The organism is Chryseobacterium sp. MYb328, assembly GCF_037572595.1.
In the GTDB taxonomy this organism is placed as follows: Bacteria; Bacteroidota; Bacteroidia; order Flavobacteriales; family Weeksellaceae; genus Chryseobacterium; species Chryseobacterium pennae.
The window spans coordinates 64,002-81,561 of record NZ_JBBGZQ010000021.1; the positions used below are offsets into that span (position 1 = coordinate 64,002).

At 36.2% G+C, this 17,560-nt stretch carries 11 protein-coding genes; 9 read left to right on the forward strand and 2 right to left on the reverse strand.

Annotated features, from left to right (window positions below):
- Nucleotides 1–137 precede the first annotated feature (137 nt).
- Nucleotides 138–6,602 carry a polymorphic toxin type 23 domain-containing protein gene (locus WH267_RS18685; RefSeq protein WP_340010224.1) on the reverse strand — a complete coding sequence of 2,155 codons (6,465 nt, stop codon included), beginning with the start codon at nucleotides 6,600–6,602 and terminating at the stop codon, nucleotides 138–140.
- 14 nt (nucleotides 6,603–6,616) lie between these two features.
- The gene (locus WH267_RS18690; RefSeq protein WP_123318126.1) at nucleotides 6,617–7,057 is read right to left on the reverse strand and encodes a T9SS type A sorting domain-containing protein; all 441 of its coding nucleotides are present in this window, start codon (nucleotides 7,055–7,057) and stop codon (nucleotides 6,617–6,619) included.
- 153 nt (nucleotides 7,058–7,210) lie between these two features.
- On the opposite strand from WH267_RS18690, the gene WH267_RS18695 reads away from it, so the two are divergent.
- From WH267_RS18695 to WH267_RS18735, 9 genes are all read left to right on the forward strand, one after another.
- Nucleotides 7,211–8,176, forward strand: a complete 966-nt coding sequence (locus WH267_RS18695; protein WP_340010227.1) for a hypothetical protein — start codon at nucleotides 7,211–7,213, stop codon at nucleotides 8,174–8,176.
- Nucleotides 8,177–8,301: 125 nt separating this feature from the next.
- Entirely contained in the window at nucleotides 8,302–10,374 is a 2,073-nt protein-coding gene (gene ppk1, locus WH267_RS18700; RefSeq protein ID WP_340010228.1) for a polyphosphate kinase 1, read from the forward strand.
- On the forward strand, nucleotides 10,371–11,255 hold the full coding sequence (locus tag WH267_RS18705; RefSeq protein ID WP_340010230.1) for a Ppx/GppA phosphatase family protein: 885 nt from the start codon (nucleotides 10,371–10,373) through the stop codon (nucleotides 11,253–11,255). Before ppk1 ends, WH267_RS18705 begins: the two co-directional genes overlap by 4 nt.
- A 415-nt stretch (nucleotides 11,256–11,670) precedes the next feature.
- Complete coding sequence (locus tag WH267_RS18710) at nucleotides 11,671–12,324, forward strand: NAD-dependent epimerase/dehydratase family protein (protein ID WP_123318122.1); 654 nt, start codon at nucleotides 11,671–11,673, stop codon at nucleotides 12,322–12,324.
- On the forward strand, nucleotides 12,321–12,470 hold the full coding sequence (locus WH267_RS18715; RefSeq protein ID WP_165852170.1) for a hypothetical protein: 150 nt from the start codon (nucleotides 12,321–12,323) through the stop codon (nucleotides 12,468–12,470). Before WH267_RS18710 ends, WH267_RS18715 begins: the two co-directional genes overlap by 4 nt.
- 130 nt (nucleotides 12,471–12,600) lie before the next feature.
- Entirely contained in the window at nucleotides 12,601–15,639 is a 3,039-nt protein-coding gene (locus WH267_RS18720) for a choice-of-anchor I family protein (RefSeq protein ID WP_340010232.1), read from the forward strand.
- Nucleotides 15,640–15,924: 285 nt separating this feature from the next.
- Nucleotides 15,925–16,314, forward strand: coding sequence for a DUF3060 domain-containing protein (locus tag WH267_RS18725; protein WP_123318120.1), 390 nt, complete (start codon nucleotides 15,925–15,927; stop codon nucleotides 16,312–16,314).
- 19 nt (nucleotides 16,315–16,333) lie between these two features.
- The gene (locus WH267_RS18730) at nucleotides 16,334–17,044 is read left to right on the forward strand and encodes a barstar family protein (protein ID WP_340010233.1); all 711 of its coding nucleotides are present in this window, start codon (nucleotides 16,334–16,336) and stop codon (nucleotides 17,042–17,044) included.
- An 87-nt stretch (nucleotides 17,045–17,131) separates the two neighbouring features.
- Nucleotides 17,132–17,539, forward strand: coding sequence for an HYC_CC_PP family protein (locus WH267_RS18735; RefSeq protein WP_340010234.1), 408 nt, complete (start codon nucleotides 17,132–17,134; stop codon nucleotides 17,537–17,539).
- Nucleotides 17,540–17,560 lie beyond the last annotated feature (21 nt).

Consider the following 17,560-nt stretch of genomic DNA (forward strand, 5'->3'; position numbering starts at 1 on the left):
TTTATACGTTATTGTTGTATCCACAATTGAAAATAGATCATTGATATTTAAATCCTGACAATTTATTTTTTTTTGAGCCTTGCAGTTCTGATTAACAAGAAACATAAAAAAAATGCATATTAATTCTTTCATTTTCATTACCATGTAGTAAACATACTAGGGGTTTTATATTGAAAATAAGGCTGCCAATTCCAGGACTGGTTTACAAATCCTTTGTCCTTGATAAGTCCGTGGATAGCCCGATTCTGGATGGCATGTCTCACATGTTCGGAATTAACTCCCACACGGTATCCTTTATACCCTACATATAACGCTCCTAATCTGTAAGGTGTTCCAGTTTCGTTTACAAAACTATATTTGAACTTCCTTCCAAAACCATCTCTTTCATTCATTACAGGGTTCACAAGTTTTCCTTTATTATTCATTATCCTGGATTCCTCTTCTACAGCCTGATTATCAAGACCTCTATAGCCCGTCATTAAACTGAACCCAGCGCTATAGTCTCCTATACTAAGGTTCAGGGCAGCTGTTCTGTAGCTGTCTCCTCTATCCCCTAAGCCCAATTGTTTTACCAGAATACCGCCATCATTTTCATACATAAACCTAAAGTCTCCCCAATGAAACCCTACCAATCCTGTTTTTTGAGTCAGTTCAGACATTTGTCCGGAACCTGTCCACCAGTTTGATCCTAAAGAAAAGCCCACCTTTCCGTCGTCATAATTAAACACTATAGATTTTCTATATTCCCATCCGCTAAGCCCTGTTCCCCCATGATAGCCATAATAGGAAATTCCATAACTATTGGAAAGGTTAAAGTCTCCCATTTTATAAGTAGTATCAATACTTGCTCCAAACCCAAACCCATTTCCATACGATACATTGAAAGAAATACCCAAATAAAAGTTTTCCTCCTGTATGATAGGGATGGAAGGTATGAGCTTACTTGCCTGTAATGCTACAGCTCCGATTATAGCTCCTACGATGGACGTAGCCCCGCCCAACAAACCACTTTCTGCTCCTCTATGAATGGATAAGGCAATTTGTCCGAAATTCATATTTCCTTTCGTGGCAATCAAATCAACGGTAAGGTTTACAGCCGCATAGATGAGGGCAGCAATCCAAAAGAATTCTCCACTAGGATCGGTATACATCAATGGGTTATTCAGTACATACCCATACCTGTTATAGTTTTGAGTATTAAAAGGATCCTGTATGTTATTGTCTACTGATAAGAAAGTATGCAACTTAGGATCATATATTCTTCCATTCATATGGATAAGCCCTACCTGGAAGAAATGCTCATGTCCTGTGTACCCTCTTTCTATAAATAAGTCACGAGCTCCTTTCTTAACATCTACTTTTACCCCATCTTTTTCCAGATATACCAAATTTCCCCAAGGGTCAAAGTGTCTTCTTTCCTCTATTTTTCCTTCTTTATCAGAGATGGCAAGAATAGTTGCCTGATAGTCTCTATGAAGATAATGAATACTTTCAGTAAGTACTTGCTCTTGAGGATTAAAATCTTTGATATACACAGCAGGAGCTGAATAAGGATCTCCTGCGATATAGGTAATAATTCTTGTATTTACAAAACCATCAGAAGGTTTTCCAGGAAAAGAATTCGTAATGATTTCCACTGTCTTATCATCTGAATACATCTTATATTTTCCGTAGTATGAAAAGGTCTTATTATAATCATATTCTGAAGTTGCTCTTGACTGGCGGATATTATAACTGAATTTCACCATTTCGTCTCCATCCTGTGCAATGCTCACCGGACTTCTATAAGCATTATAGGAGACTGTCTGCAACTGATTTACCTTATAATAACTATCACCAATCGCATTTAAATTAATTCCTTTTTTTCTATATCTGTTTCCTTCTGTATATTTATACTCACCTACCTGGCTATTCTTAACAATCCTTCCATAAGTATCATATTTTTGTGATTGGGTTCCACTTGGATCCGACCATGAAATCAACCTAAGCTGATTATCATACTTGAAGACTTCCTGCCATCCACCGGTAATTACATTATTTTTTCTACTTTCCAATAACCCTACATTCGCTGCAAAAGTGTATTCATTGAATAGAATCATTCCTGCATTACTCCTATGTCTTACCGCTCTTAGATAATAATTTGCATCATAGGTATTACTAATATCTGTTCCATTACCAAAATAGGCAGAAATCACCTGCCCCTGCTCATTAATACTGTTTAATTTCCAGATTATCTTTCCATTGCCATCATTTATAGCAACCAACATTCCGCAGGAAGCATAGATATTTTCAGTATCAACGATACTGGAAAGGGCACCAAAAACGGTTTCCGTCTTTTCTCTTGCGATTCTTCCAAAATTATCATAAACAAATCGTTTACTGAAAGTAGCTACCCCATTATTTTCTTCCTGTTCAGAGACCCTATAAAAACTGTCATATTTATAGGTAAAAGAGTTGCTCACACCATTGGAATTTCCTGTTTCAGAATCAAGCAACCCCTGGGCTGTATAGCTAAAATTAACGATTATATCAGTGTTATCGCCCATAACTTCTTTGTGGATAACTCTTCCGTATTGATCATAGACATATGCCGTTTTTCCTTTAGGGTTTTTCTCTTCCAAAAGCTGCCCTAAACCATCATATGCATAAGTATAGTCACCTCCTACTGACGGATCGGACGTTTTTGTTTTTCTACCCCATCCATCCTGTTCAACCTTAATGATATGTCCGGCATAGTTGGATGATTTCAGTCCCCCATTAGCATAATAAGTATACTCGATTGCTCCACCATTGTCAACCATCTTAACTTTGTTACCCCATTCATCCTTGGTAATGGTTTGTGTTTTTTGTCCGTCTACAACTGTTGCGGATAATCCGTTGTATGAAGTCGTGATTATTTTTCCTGTTGGATATATGTTTTTAACCATTCTTCCATATCCATCATATTCCGTTACCGTCCATCTGCTTGGTGAAGTGGTGGAAAAATAAGGATCACTTACTTTATATGGCCTGTCTAACACATCATAATCCGTTCTTTTCTCTATCCATTTATCATTGAGGGATAATCCTCTTTCCAAACGTACCCTGCCCCAGTTGTCGGTTAATGTTTCTTTGGTAGCTCCTGTAGCATCCACCACCCTTAATTTAATTCCATTGATGAAATCTCCGGAAATAATCCATTCATTATAGTACTTGGTAGAATTATTATAGATATCCTTTTCTTCTATTTTTCGTTGCCAGGTATCATAAACATTAGAAGCTGCCTGATTCAAACTATTGGTACTGGAAAGCAACATTCCAAAATCAGGATCATAAGTAAAGGTAGAAGCTGTCCCTAAAACATCCGTAGTCTTGATAGGAAATCTTCCTGTAGGATCAAATTGCATCTTCTCAACACGTGGAGCTATACCTGTTGTAGAAAGAGTTTTCTGTATATTATTTCCAAATACATCATATACAAAATCTTCGGTGATATAATCTGTATTATTTCCTTTTTTCTTGGTTTGAGCAACAAGCCCGTTAGAATAAGTGGAAAGTGCCTCTGTGGAAAATACATCGGTTCCCAATGTTTGAGTTTCGGTACTTTTTATAGGCCTTCCGATATAATACTGATTCCCGATTCCTGTTGGGTTGTCCTCATAATCAATCAAAGTAATCTTTTCTCCACCATTAGCTACCGTTCTCATCTTTTTAGGATTATTGTAAGTATCATAAGTATCATAATACTGATTTACAACAGTTCCCATCAGAACATCCGTTTGCTGTATCTGTGATGGTAAATTCACGAAGACCTTATTGGGTAGCAGTGAAGTAGTATAACTATTAACTGTTTTTGAGATAAAAGTACTTGGAGAGTCAAAATTAACACTTCCGTTTAAATAGCTTTCCTTGATTACTCCTCTTTTCTGTATGTCATGTAGAGAAACAGTCCAAAGAGGCTGAGTAATAGTTCCACCAAATACAGCTGATTTAGCGACCCCTTTAAAGCCCATAAACCCTAAGCCTTCCAGGTTCATCACCGCACCTTTATATCTGTATTCCTGAATTTTAGATTCTCCATTAAAGCTTCTTTCAATTTTTTTTACCAGCTTTACTGATGGAGCAATATTAAGGTTTACGTATGGATATTGTTCAGAAGAGTCGGCTGTATATGTTCCAGACCCATTTCCTGCATCTAAAACCGTATCATAGGTAATGTCTGTCACCAAGTCATTACTCTTGATTTTTCTCAAGGTCATATCTACCCGGTTATCTTTCTTGAATGAGACATATTTGATCTTATCTCCACCAAAAAAGGCATAATCTAGATTCTGATTGGTAATATTGGAATTGGTTAGAAAGATAGGGGTTCCTTTGTTAATAGCCCCTCCATAAGTATAGTTGTTTTGCCAACCATCAACATAGGCTGAGAAAGTAGGAATTCCATTCACATTACTTCCCATGTTGTACTTGACTCCTCCTTTATCCCTGATACTATAATTATCTCCATAGGCCAGGTAAGCTCCATTCTGCCCAGGTCCATAGTCTGGTACATTATGAGGAGTCAGGATATCATGGTAGAATAGATCAGCTCTTCCATCTCCATTGATATCTGCAAAATTATAATAGTATACCTGAAGCATATACCCACAAATCTGAGAATTGGGTGATGGTCCCGGATAACAGGAATTGACCAGTTGAGGCTTAAAATAATTGGTTCCTATATCCTTTACACTACTTTCAAACGATTCTCCGGAACTTACAATGAAAAACCAATTGGTATTGGCATTATCTATGGGAAACACCAAGTCTGTTTTGCCATCTCCATTGAAATCTGCAAGATAGCAGGGAAAATCCTTCTTGATAAGATTATGGGAAAAAGAAGCCTTTTGGGTAAAAGTTCCGTTATTCATCCCATATACAAAAATTCGTCCGGGATTAACGATATATAAATCTGATATCCCATCTCCATCAAAATCTGCTACATAAATTCGAGATTCACCGGTAACTACACTATTATAGCCCAATATCACCGGAGATTGTACTGCTGAGTTATGAGAATCTAATTTCAACAGAAAGACCTGAGATGTATTAACCGTAATATCATGCGAACAACAGTCTGGTGGTGGTCTATTATCTGGTGCCGTCTTTGCAGGTCCGCAATAATAAGTCTGCTCCACACTATAAGGTCGCACTACAGCTACAATATCAGAAATTCCGTCCCCATCAAAATCTCCTGTAAAATATTCCTTTGGAATTCTGGAATAGTAAGTATTACTTCCATTGATGACAATACATCTGTCATTTATTGCTGTTGGAAATTTATATGAATTGGTGAATGATAAATCAAGTGAATTTGCGGCATTCGGAATATAATTGTTTATTTTAATGATTTCCTCATTGGTAACCGAGCCTGTATTATTGCTTATAACAGTAGATATCGCATCCAGATTATAGTATTTATCATTAGGTAAAACCAATTTCGTAGAAAAGATGTCCTTGAATTTTTCAACACTGGTCATCGTTCCCGAAATATTAGAGTTGGAATTAATGAGTTGTCCAGAATTGAACCTGTAAAGCTGATCCTTAGAATTAGGATACGTCATAAAATCAATCGAACTATCACTATCAAAATATCCTGAAGTATATTGCCAGTTGCTTTTATCATACGCAGGAGAAACAGCTGTTATAGTCTTGGAATTGTTGGCAATACCATTTTCAGTGTTATCATACTCAAAAGTAACAGGCTTGATTGTTTCACCGCTTCCATTATATTGGTAAATACTCACCAGTTTTTCATAATTCAATGAAGTAACACTATACATTAACTGATACTTTCTGTAAAGCTGAGCATTCCCTGTTACCTCTATCCTATCCAGTTTTCTGTGTGAATACATATTTCTTGCCCCATAAATATAAGCCTGATCTGTTCGGGCTGCATCTTTATAGTAAAACTGTATCTTATTCGGACTGCTATCCGGATTTACCGATGCATTGTTACCATATTCAATAGTCTTGATATAGATATAATTATTGTAGCTGTCATAGATAAATTTGATTCTGTTCTGCTGAGCATCTTCAATGTAATTCATCTTCCATTCAAAGGTATTCGAGCCCAAAAAGCCACTTCCACCTCCAAATTTTGCCGTTTTACCATCTGGATAATACACCATAAAATATTCAGGTCCATTGGCAACACTTCCGTGGGAAACGATTTTTACATTTGAATACTGTTCCGTCTGGTACTCTGCTCCATCAGCCCCATAAGTGCCAGATTTCAAGAGTAACCTCTGCCCATCAAAAGCAAATCTGTCACTATTATTATAATTCACCCCATCAATTACTCCATCATGGAATTTTGTTGAAGCTACCCGTGTAATAGATGATATTCCGCCAATATTCCAGCCCCATCCCGCAACTCCATTTCCTGATTGACTGGAATAAGAAAGGGAAATATTGGGAGTAACATCCTTAATGCCCGGAAGATTAGCTATAGGAATTGTATAATTGGCACCTCCAGTTGAAGACACTGATATTTCACCTGCTATCTGCCCTACAGATTGTCCGTTAAATAGCCCCACTACTGAGAGTAGAGCTATCAAAAAGTAGAATTTGATTCTCATGTTCGTCGTCTTGGTTATTGTTTTAATATCTTGTAAGTCAGTTTTTCCCCAGTATTCAAGTGGAAAACGACCACGTACATGCCGATTGGCTGATTCGTAAGGTCCAGTATGACCTTATTCTCTCTCTTATCAAACGTAAGCTCTCGGTATTGGGTGAAGTTGTAGGCTATATATTCCACTTTCTGAATCATAGCACCCAGCTCAGCAGACCAGACAAGGGTTACCTTATCTTTCGTGGGGTTTGGGTAAATCTTGACCTGATACTCTGGAGGCGGAAACTCCTTTTTACTGGCCAGTAGATCTACTTGGGCCTGTTTGTCAGCAAACAAACATAAAGCACAGTATTTTCTTACAATTTGATTTCCCCCAGTATCATACTCAAATGATAATGACTGTGATCTAATTCCTTCTATTGAAACCAATAAGAAAAGAATTAGTAGTAAATTTTTTCTCATAAGCAATATTTTAAACTATACAAAAATCCAGAAAACAAATCAGCTGTGAAAGGACAATGCATCCTATTGAGGTGATATAAATAAGATTAATTATCTAAAAACTAACAAATATTTATTTTTTTTAGATATTTTTGACAACAAACACTAATTACCATGAAAAACTATCAGAAAAATCTTTTTGAGCTGCTATTAAAAGAATCCGGGGGAAAGAAGAACCTGGTAGAAATCATGATTGACAAACTGGCACTTTCCAATGATACAGCCTATAGAAGAATCAGTGGAAAAAGCCACATCACCCTGAATGAAGGTATCTCACTGGCTTCTCATTTTGGAGTCTCACTGGATCTGATTCACAATTCAAATCTAAACAATGCTGTTTTAAACAAGATTCATGATATCTACAACATTGATGATCTGGAAATGTATTTCGAATCCTCTATCCGAAATCTGCAAAAGGTAAAAAACACTCCGAATGTAGAATTCATCTATGCTGCTAAAGATATTCCTCTTTTCTATTTTATGAGGTTTGAGAATCTGAGAAAATTCAAGATTTATACCTGGCTTAAGCTGATGGATGTTGTCTTTTTTTCACAACGGATAAGTTTTGAAAGTTTTGAAATTCCGGAAAAGATCAATCAAAAAGCAATGCTACTTTCAGAAGTCTATAATGATGTAAATTCCACCGAAATATGGAGCAATGTCACCATCTATACACTTCTCGAGCAGATTCTTTATTTTCATCAGCTGGAACTCATTCATATTGATAATGCACTGAAAATCTGTGAAGAAATTACAGAAATGCTTACCCAGATAGAGGAAGACGTCATCAGCGAAAAAAAAGGCTCGCTTACTTTATATCAAAATGACCTCCTGATCATGAACAATAGTGTCTTTATCAGATTTGCAGATCAAAAGATGCTCTTTTTACCCTACAATATCCTGAGCTATTACTATACATTGGATGAAAGAGTCTGTGGAAATTATGAAAAAAGCCTGGATTTGATTCTGAAAAATTCTGAACTGCTTTCTTCTAACAATAAAGCAAGATATATTTTCTTCAATAAAATGTATAAAAAAGTTGAGGAAATAAAAAAGATATTACAAATACATCATCAGTAACAAAAGCTGCTTTCTACTGAAATACCATACGCTTCAAAATTATTAAAATTAATCAAAGTTTAATCTAAGAAATAGGGACAGAAACTGTACGAATTATTATTTTTGATAAAATATACACATTTAGAATGTCATTACACTTTAATCCACGAGATATTACATGGTTAGCCTTTAATGAAAGAGTTTTACAGGAAGCCATGGATGAAAAAGTTCCTTTACACTTAAGAATACGTTTTCTTGGAATCTTCTCCAACAATCTGGATGAGTTCTTCAGAGTGCGTGTTGCCGGATTAAAGCGTGCCATGGATTTTAAGGAAAAGGTTATTTCCGAGTCCTTTTATCAGCCACCTTCCAAAATTCTTCAGCGAATTAATGAAATAGTGATGAGACACCAGCTGAATTTCGATAAAACCTGGAAAACAATCCAGACTGAAATGGCTGATCATAAAGTATTCATCAAGAATTCCAAAAACCTGACCGCAAAACAAAAGGATTTTGTCAGAAACTATTTCGATGAAGTTGTGGAATCTAATGTGATTCCTATTCTTCTTCATGAAAATACACCAATGCCTTACCTGAGAGATAAAAGTCTCTATCTGGGAGTAGCCATGAGAAAAAAAGACTGGCAGTATTCCAGCAACTATGCCATTATTGAAATTCCTTCCCGCTTTGTAGGAAGATTCGTACTGCTTCCCACCGAAGATCCGGAAGAAAAAAATGTAATGCTTCTGGAAGATGTAATTACCTTCAACTTACCACACATTTTCTCTTATTTCGGATATGATGAGTTTGCAGCTAATGCCTTTAAAGTAACGAAGGACGCCGAGCTGGACCTTGATAATGACATTCGTACCAACTTTGCAGAAAAAATAGAAAAAGGCCTTAAAAACCGCAGAAAAGGGAAACCTACCCGATTTGTTTTTGACAAAGATATGGATAAGGCTTTGCTTGAGCTTTTGATCAGAAAACTGAACTTAACAAAGAAAGACAGCATTATTCCGGGAGGAAAAATTCACAACTTCAAACACTTCATGGACTTTCCGGATGTTTTTGAAACCTATGCAAGACCTGTGGAACGAACTTCTTTCACTCACCAGGCCTTTGAGCATGGAGAAAGAGTTACCGATGTGATCATGAAAGAAGATGTACTTCTTACTTTCCCGTATCATAAATATAATCCGGTGATTGATCTTCTGCGTGAAGCAGCCATGGATCCGGATGTAAAATCTATACAGATTACAGCCTACAGACTGGCCAGTAACTCAAAAATCAGTAATGCATTGATTTATGCAGCCAGAAACGGGAAAGAAGTAACTGTAATGCTCGAACTTCAGGCAAGATTCGATGAAGAATCCAATCTGGAATGGAAAGATATGCTGGAACCGGAAGGAATCACCGTACTTATCGGGCTTCCAAATAAAAAGGTTCATGCAAAACTTTGCATCATCAAGAAAAGAGCCCATAACAAAACCATTCAGTATGGATTTGTAAGTACCGGAAATTTCAATGAAAAGACCGCAAGAATTTATGGAGACCACTTACTTATGACTTCTGACCGTGGCATTATGGCAGATATCAATAAAGTATTCAATGTGTTGAAAAAACCAAAAGATGATTACCTGCCGGTTTTGAAAACTTGTAAAAATTTATTAGTTTGCCCCCAATTTATGCGTGAAAAGATTGTTCACCATATTGATAAGGAAATTGAGGAAGCTAAAGCTGGAAGAAAAGCAGAGATCATTATTAAAGCCAATTCACTGAGTGATAGATTGCTAATTGAGAAATTATATGATGCTGCCACAGTAGGAGTAGTCATCAGACTTATTGTAAGGGGAATCTACTGTGCCGTTAATCAAAAGGAATTTAAAGAAAAAATTAAGGCCATCAGTATCGTAGATGAATATCTGGAACATGCCAGAGTAATGTATTTCTACAATAAAGGCGTAGAAGATATGTATATTTCCTCCGCCGACTGGATGACCAGAAACCTTGATTACAGAATTGAAGCCGCAGCCAAGATAACCGACAAAAACCTTAAAAAAGAATTAAAAGACATTCTTGATATTCAGCTTAGAGATAATGTAAAGGCTAGAATTTTAGATAAAAAACTAAGCAACGAATACATCAGAAATGATAAAAAAGAATGTAGATCGCAAATAGAAACCTATAAGTATTTAAAAGCTAAAACAAGCAAAAAATGAAGATCGCAGCAATAGACATAGGAAGTAATGCCGCCAGACTTCTCATTAATGAAGTAAAAATAAACAATAAAAAACCGGAATTCATCAAACTGAATCTTCTGAGAATCCCTCTGAGATTAGGTATGGATGTATTCACCATCGGAAAAATAGGTCCCGAAAGAGAACAAATGGTCATCGACTCCATGAAAATCTTCAGTGACCTGATGAAGATCTATAAAGTAGACCATTACAGAGCCTGTGCCACCAGTGCCATGCGTGATGCTGCCAATGGTGATGAAATTATCAGACAGGTACAGGAAGCTTCCGGAATCAATATCGAGATTATTTCCGGAGACGAAGAAGCAACCCTAATTTATGAAAACCATGTTGCTGAAGGTCTTGACAAAGAATTTGCGTATTTATATATTGACGTAGGAGGAGGTTCCACAGAGCTTACATTCTATGAAAACGGTAAAATGATGTATGAAAGATCCTTCAATATCGGAACGATCCGTCTTCTCAACAATCTTGTTACCATAGATAACTGGAAAGAAATGAGAGAAGAAATCAAAAAGAATATTGTCAGCAAAAAACCAATTGTAGCCATAGGATCAGGAGGAAACATCAATAAAGTATTCTCCATGAGCAAAACTAAAGACGGAAAGCCCATGTCTTTAGCTCATCTGAAAAAGGTTCACAAAGAATTCAATGAACTTTCGGTAGAAGAAAGAATGACAAAATACAGTCTTAGGGAAGACAGAGCTGATGTATTGGTTCACGCCTTAAGCATTTTCAACAATGTAATGGCCTGGTCGGATATCAATAAGATTTTTGTACCAAAGATCTCTGTAGCAGATGGTTTAATCCAGAATATCTACAGTCAGTTACAGCATAAAAAATAGTTTTAAAGCATAATTACATGTAAAGCCGGGCAGTTTCTTTCCGGTTTTATTTTTCAGGAGCTATTCCTGCTTTACGCTGTATCTTTTTCGCCCTCATCAAAATCACCAAGCAAAAAAAGGATGCCGCTGCAATCAGGGCTAAAATATTCCCCCTATCTTACCATCCTCAATCGTCATTGCGAGCGCAGCGAAGCAATCTCAACATTCTCACAAACAGAAAATAAACACATTATTTTTAGGTTTTGGCTAAAGCCAATGGAATTGGGTTATCTTATTTATTGAGCGGGCTAAAGCCCGCCCCTATTGATGTTGATATCCGAATGCATAATTGTTGTTTAACGACAAGATCTTTTATCTTTTATCTTTAAAGTAATTCTCTACTCTCATCCGTCATACAACTATCAATAGCAAAACAATGAGCTCAATTAAAATAATTCTTACAGGTGCTACCGGAATGGTAGGTGAAGGTGTTTTACTGGAATGCCTTGAAAATCCCAATGTGTCTGAGGTCCTTAGTATCAGTAGAAAACCATCTGGAAAAAAGCATCCTAAATTAAAAGAATATCTCGTTCCGGACTTTTTATCCATCGATATCAACGATGAGAACTTAAAAGGATATGATGCCTGTTTCTTTTGTGCCGGAATCAGCAGTGTAGGAATGAATGAAGAGGATTATACCAGAATTACATATGATACCACCATCCATTTTGCAGAAGCAGTTTTACGTCAAAATCCAGAAATGGTATTCAATTATGTATCCGGAGCAAGTACCGACAGTACAGAAAGTGGAAAGCTGATGTGGGCAAGAGTAAAAGGGAGAACAGAAAATACTTTGAAAAAAATGAATTTTAAAGGAGCCTACAATTTCAGACCTGGATTTATGAAACCTGTTGAGGGCCAAATCAATGTAAAATGGTTTTTCAAACCTTTTATTTGGTTTTTTCCTATTTTTTTACCGTCAAAATCACTAACTTTACATGAAGTGGGAAAAGCTATGATCAATGCTGTAAAAAAAGGCTATCCTTCTTCAACTTTAGAAATTCGGGATATTAAAAATTTAGCGATATGAGAGACATGTTAAAAAGAATTGTTCTGGTTATTTTTGTACTCTTGGTTCTGACTGCAGTTTCAGGATTTCTGTATATGCAGAAACATCCTTTGGAAGGAGCTAAGTCAGGAACAATGTTAAATTTTTCCGGCAAACCTTCAAAATAACTGATTCTTGTCTATCATCATTTTATATTTTATCAGAAACAGACCTATTTTTTAAACATTTCTTAAAATTCCATTAAAATAGTTACCAAACATAAAGTTCATTTTTGTATTTATCTAATTGAAGCCAAAAATGATCAACAACTACCTATTAAAAGGGTCAGTCGCAGCCGCGTTCTTTTTTCAGACCGGGCTTTTCGGACAGACGCTTATCCATTACTGGAATTTTAATAATAATTCATCTGAAACCGCTATCACGGCACCTTCATCTACATTAGCCAACGGAGCTCTTGTAACCATAGCAGGTGGTACAAGTGTAATTGATTTTGCAGGCGGTACCGGACAAAATTTCAATATTGACAATCTAAATGCAAGAAACGGAGATGCATCCGGTACTCATTTAAGATTCAACAATCCTATTGGTGGTGTTTTACAGTTCAATCTGCCTACAACCGGATACAATAATGTTATTGTAAAGTTTACAACAAGAAGATCCGGACAGGGAGCCGGAACACAAACATGGTCTTATACAACAGATGGAACTACTTTTGTTCCATATCAGACCGTTACCCCTCAGGATGCCAATCCGCAGTTAATTAGTTTTGATTTTTCTGCAGTGGCAGGAGTATCCAATAACCCCAACTTTAAATTAAAGGTTGAATTCTCCGCAGCAGGAGGCGGAACAGGGGGCAACAACCGTTTCGATAACTTTACAGTGGATGCAGCACCAGCAGGAGGTGTTGATACTACTCCACCTGTAACCACCTATCTTCCTGTCAACAATACCAATAATGCTTCAACAACGGTTAATCCTACTATTTCTTTTAATGAAAATGTAAGATTAACAGATAACTCTGCGATAAACGATTCTAATGCACAAAATCTTGTAGAATTCCGTCTTGGAAATGCTACAGGCACTCAGGTTCCCTTTACGACGGCTTTTAGCAACAACACCATCACCATTCTCCCAACTTCCGGCTTAGTGCCGGGCCAAACGTATTATCTGTCACTTAAGCCCAATACTATTGAGGATTTCAGTGATAATGCCGTAACTGCAGTAACTTCTTCTATCTTTACAACTGCCGGAACCTCTATTGCTCTTGATAAAAATTTCATCAAAGTAAATGAAAATGCAGGAACACTGGCTTTCAAAATTAATGTAGTAAATCCTTCTGCTGCAACTGTGAATCTTGTTGTTAAACCTGCTCCTTTTAGTACGGCAGACAATAATGATTTTACCTTAGCCAATCAAACCATCAATATCACTCCTTCCACAACGAGCTATACTGTCAATATCCCTATTATTGATGATACATTAGAAGAACAAAATGCTGAATATTTTGTAGTGAGCCTTGAAAACCCAACAGGAGCAATTATTTCAGGAGATAACTCTGCAACCATTTATATTGTAGACAATGATAAACCGGCACCAGCTCCTTCTAATGAGATCAAACTGAACTATATCGGAAGCTTTGATCCTTCCGGAAACAATAACAGTTCCACAGAGATTGTTGTTCATGATCCTGCAACTCAAAGACTGTTTACCATCAGTTCTCTTACAGATGTTTTTGATATTATTGATTTCAGTAATCCTAACAGTCCTTCGGTAATTAATACTATCAATATGGCTTCATATGGAGGAATTACCAGCATCGCCGTAAAAAATGGAATTATCGCAGCAGCATCTCCGAATACCAATCCGCAACAGAACGGTTCTGTAGTATTTTTTGATATTAATGGAAACTTCCTGAAACAGGTTACTGTAGGAGCTTTACCGGATATGATAACCTTTACTCCTGACGGAACAAAAGTGATTACAGCTAATGAAGGTGAACCTAATGATGCTTACACTGTAGATCCTGAGGGAACCATCAGTATTATTGATATTTCAGGGGGAATTGGTAACCTCACGCAAAGCAATGTAACGACTTTAAATTTTAATAATTTTGATTCACAGGTGGCTGTTTTAACTGCTACAGGGTTAAGAAAAGTAAGAACCAACAATACACTTTCCCAGGATCTGGAACCGGAATATGTTACTGTGAGTGCAGACAGCCAAAAAGCATGGGTAACTCTTCAGGAAAACAATGCCATTGCTGAGGTTGATCTTACCACAAAGATCATTACCGGAATCTGGGGATTAGGTAAAAAAGATATGAGTCTTCCAGGGAATGGTTTTGATGCTTCAGACAACAATGGTGAGGTTCTTATTGCCAACTGGCCTGTAAAAGCTTACTATCTTCCTGATGCAGTACAAAACTATAAAGTAGGAAATACCAATTATATTGTAACTGCTAATGAAGGGGATGAAAAAGATCTTTCGGGATATAGTGAAAGAACAACAGTAGGAGCAAATAGTTATGCTTTAGATCCTGTTATTTTCCCTAATGCCAACATATTAAAAGCACCTCACAATCTGGGAAGATTTAGGGTTTCATCTGCAACAGGAAATACAGATGGTGATGCAGATTTTGAAGAAATTGCAGCTTTAGGAGCACGCTCGTTCTCTATTTTTAATGCAGATACGAAACAGCAGGTGTATGACAGTGGAGATCAGTTTGAAAGATATATCGCGGCCAAACATCCTTTGATTTTCAATGCCGATAATGAATCCAACACGATTAAAAGCAGAAGCCGGGCAAAAGGTCCTGAGCCGGAAGGCGTAGCCCTTGGGACAATAAACGGACAGACTTATGCCTTTATCACACTCGAAAGAACAGGCGGTGTAATGGTTTACAATATCACCAATCCAAATAATCCTACTTTCACAGATTATAAACATTCCCGCTCTACCTCAGCTTACGGTGGAGATAACGGTCCTGAAGGAATTATCTATATCGCTCCGGAAAACACTACCACTCATAAAGGCTATGTGATTATTGCCAATGAGATCAGCGGAACTTTATCCATGTATGAAGTAGCTCAGTTACCAACTTTAGCAACCGGTGAAGTAAAATCTGAAAAAGAAACATTCAATGTCTTCCCAAATCCTGTGAATAAAGGAAATATTTTATATTTCAACAGAAAACAGAACTATGAATTATACGATATGTCTGGAAAGCTTATTGGAAAAGAAAAAAATGCTTTAACAGTAAATACTTCAAATCTTTCTACAGGAGTTTATCTTGTGAAAACTTCAGAAGGACATCTTAAAAGAATTATTGTAAAGTAATCTACATTTTACGATTTGATTAAGCTTCTAGTTTTAGAGGCTTTTTTTATGATGATGTCAACTTGAAGTTAGAAACAGCTAATATCCTTGTCAAGGTTTAAAACCTGGACAAGGATTCTTCACTAAATAAAATCTTTGGATTTAAATTAAGAGTGCAAACAATATTCTATTCCACTTTTAAAATAGACTCACATCATCCTCAAAAAATAAATCATTTAACTTTTGATTAACTATGAGAAAATTATTTTGTACTTATATTTACCCACAACAAAAACCAAATTCAATATGAAAAGTATTAAAACAGCAGGTATTTTAGCATTTCTGCTACTAGGAACAGGAACCGCATTTTCTCAATCCAGAAAAACAGAATCCACGAAAGGAGTGGAACAGTCTAATGGGAAAACAATACAGGTAGACGGTGTAGGCCATACCCTTAATTATAGTCTTAATGGTGGAAATGTTGAGGTTTCAGGAGGCGACAATACAGTAACGGTTAAAGGAAGTGCAAGAAAGATCTCAGTTTCGGGAACAGGTAATAAAATATACATTGATAAAGTAGATAATGTTGCTATAGAAGGTGGTAACAATACAGTGTACTATAGAACTTCAGGAACAAAATCAGGAAAGCCTAATGCCTCTCTTACCGGAGTAGGAAATAAGGTTGTGAAACAATAAAACAATCAGTATAAATTATATGTTTGGATTTGCATTAGATCAGGGTGAAAATTCTAAAATCATTAGCTTTATAGGTAGAATAAACAATATTGAAGGAACTCATACCATTGCATATAGAAAGGTAAGACTCGCCAATGTTAATGATGTAACCAGTTTTAAATCTGCTATAGAAAGTTCTTCAAAAACTTATGACAACCATGGTTACATATCTGTATTGGATGAACAAAAAAATATTGTAGCACGTACTTTTGTAAGTAATATCAAGATCATCAAATCCAAACATAATAATATCACCTTTATTGGTCATGTATGGCAACATCCTAAAGGCTTTCAAAAAGCTTTGGATATGAAAATCAATAATAAAATTACTGAAAAAAATATTTGGAAGACTTTCAAAAAAGATGAACTGCAGGGATGGCTTGTATGTGCTTTAAACAACAGTAATAATAACACATCAAAGACAAATATTACCATTCAGATTGATGGAAATGAATTTCATAATCTGGATAGTTTTCTCTGTACCTTAGGAGAAGAAATTCATGGACCTGGAGGATATTTCGGTCGCAATTTAGCTTCATTATATGACTGTCTTCGTGGTGATTTTGGTGTAGAATCCGTTTCAGAATTAATTTGGATAAATCATCGAACAAGTAAAAAACTATTCAAGTCTAAATTCACAGAGATTCTTGAAATTTTTAAAGATTATAATGTAAAGGTTTCACTAAATTAATTTCATTAAAAAATCCTTTAAAGTATAAACTTCTTCCATAATTCTATAACATCAAGACTCATATTCATTTTAATTTTATCCCGCGAAATGAAAAGAGTCTTTCACATACTGTTTATTCTTCTGTACATTGTAGTTTCTTCAGGATTTACGACCAGTAAGCACGTATGTAAAGGAAATGCAAGTGAAGTACACGTAGGTCTCAAAAAACTCTCTGATTTAGACTGTCCGAAATGCAGTGCCAATAAAGAAAAAAATCATAGTAAATGTTGTAAACTGGAAGTAAAAAAGATCTGCAAAGAAGATAATCTTCCTCATTCTTACAAAAATTCTCCGGTTAAATTCTTATCAGCATCTATTCCCTATTATAACCTGGGAGCTGTATTTGATCTTTCACTACCTGTTGACCCGGAAAACCACACTTTTTATTTTGATCCTTCAAAATACCATCTCAATTACCCTTCCCTTTTCATTCTTCACTGTGTTTATAGAATTTAGAATTGATTGAATCATACCGTG

What these genes read in the sequence shown, in the direction of transcription:
- WH267_RS18735 (WP_340010234.1), top strand. Translation starts at nt 17,132, where the DNA reads ATGAAAAGAGTCTTTCACATACTGTTTATTCTTCTGTACATTGTAGTT.
- WH267_RS18730 (WP_340010233.1), top strand. Translation starts at nt 16,334, where the DNA reads ATGTTTGGATTTGCATTAGATCAGGGTGAAAATTCTAAAATCATTAGC.
- WH267_RS18725 (WP_123318120.1), top strand. Translation starts at nt 15,925, where the DNA reads ATGAAAAGTATTAAAACAGCAGGTATTTTAGCATTTCTGCTACTAGGA.
- WH267_RS18695 (WP_340010227.1), top strand. Translation starts at nt 7,211, where the DNA reads ATGAAAAACTATCAGAAAAATCTTTTTGAGCTGCTATTAAAAGAATCC.
- WH267_RS18710 (WP_123318122.1), top strand. Translation starts at nt 11,671, where the DNA reads ATGAGCTCAATTAAAATAATTCTTACAGGTGCTACCGGAATGGTAGGT.
- WH267_RS18690 (WP_123318126.1), bottom strand. Translation starts at nt 7,057, where the DNA reads ATGAGAAAAAATTTACTACTAATTCTTTTCTTATTGGTTTCAATAGAA.
- ppk1 (WP_340010228.1), top strand. Translation starts at nt 8,302, where the DNA reads ATGTCATTACACTTTAATCCACGAGATATTACATGGTTAGCCTTTAAT.
- WH267_RS18715 (WP_165852170.1), top strand. Translation starts at nt 12,321, where the DNA reads ATGAGAGACATGTTAAAAAGAATTGTTCTGGTTATTTTTGTACTCTTG.
- WH267_RS18705 (WP_340010230.1), top strand. Translation starts at nt 10,371, where the DNA reads ATGAAGATCGCAGCAATAGACATAGGAAGTAATGCCGCCAGACTTCTC.
- WH267_RS18685 (WP_340010224.1), bottom strand. Translation starts at nt 6,602, where the DNA reads ATGAGAATCAAATTCTACTTTTTGATAGCTCTACTCTCAGTAGTGGGG.
- WH267_RS18720 (WP_340010232.1), top strand. Translation starts at nt 12,601, where the DNA reads ATGATCAACAACTACCTATTAAAAGGGTCAGTCGCAGCCGCGTTCTTT.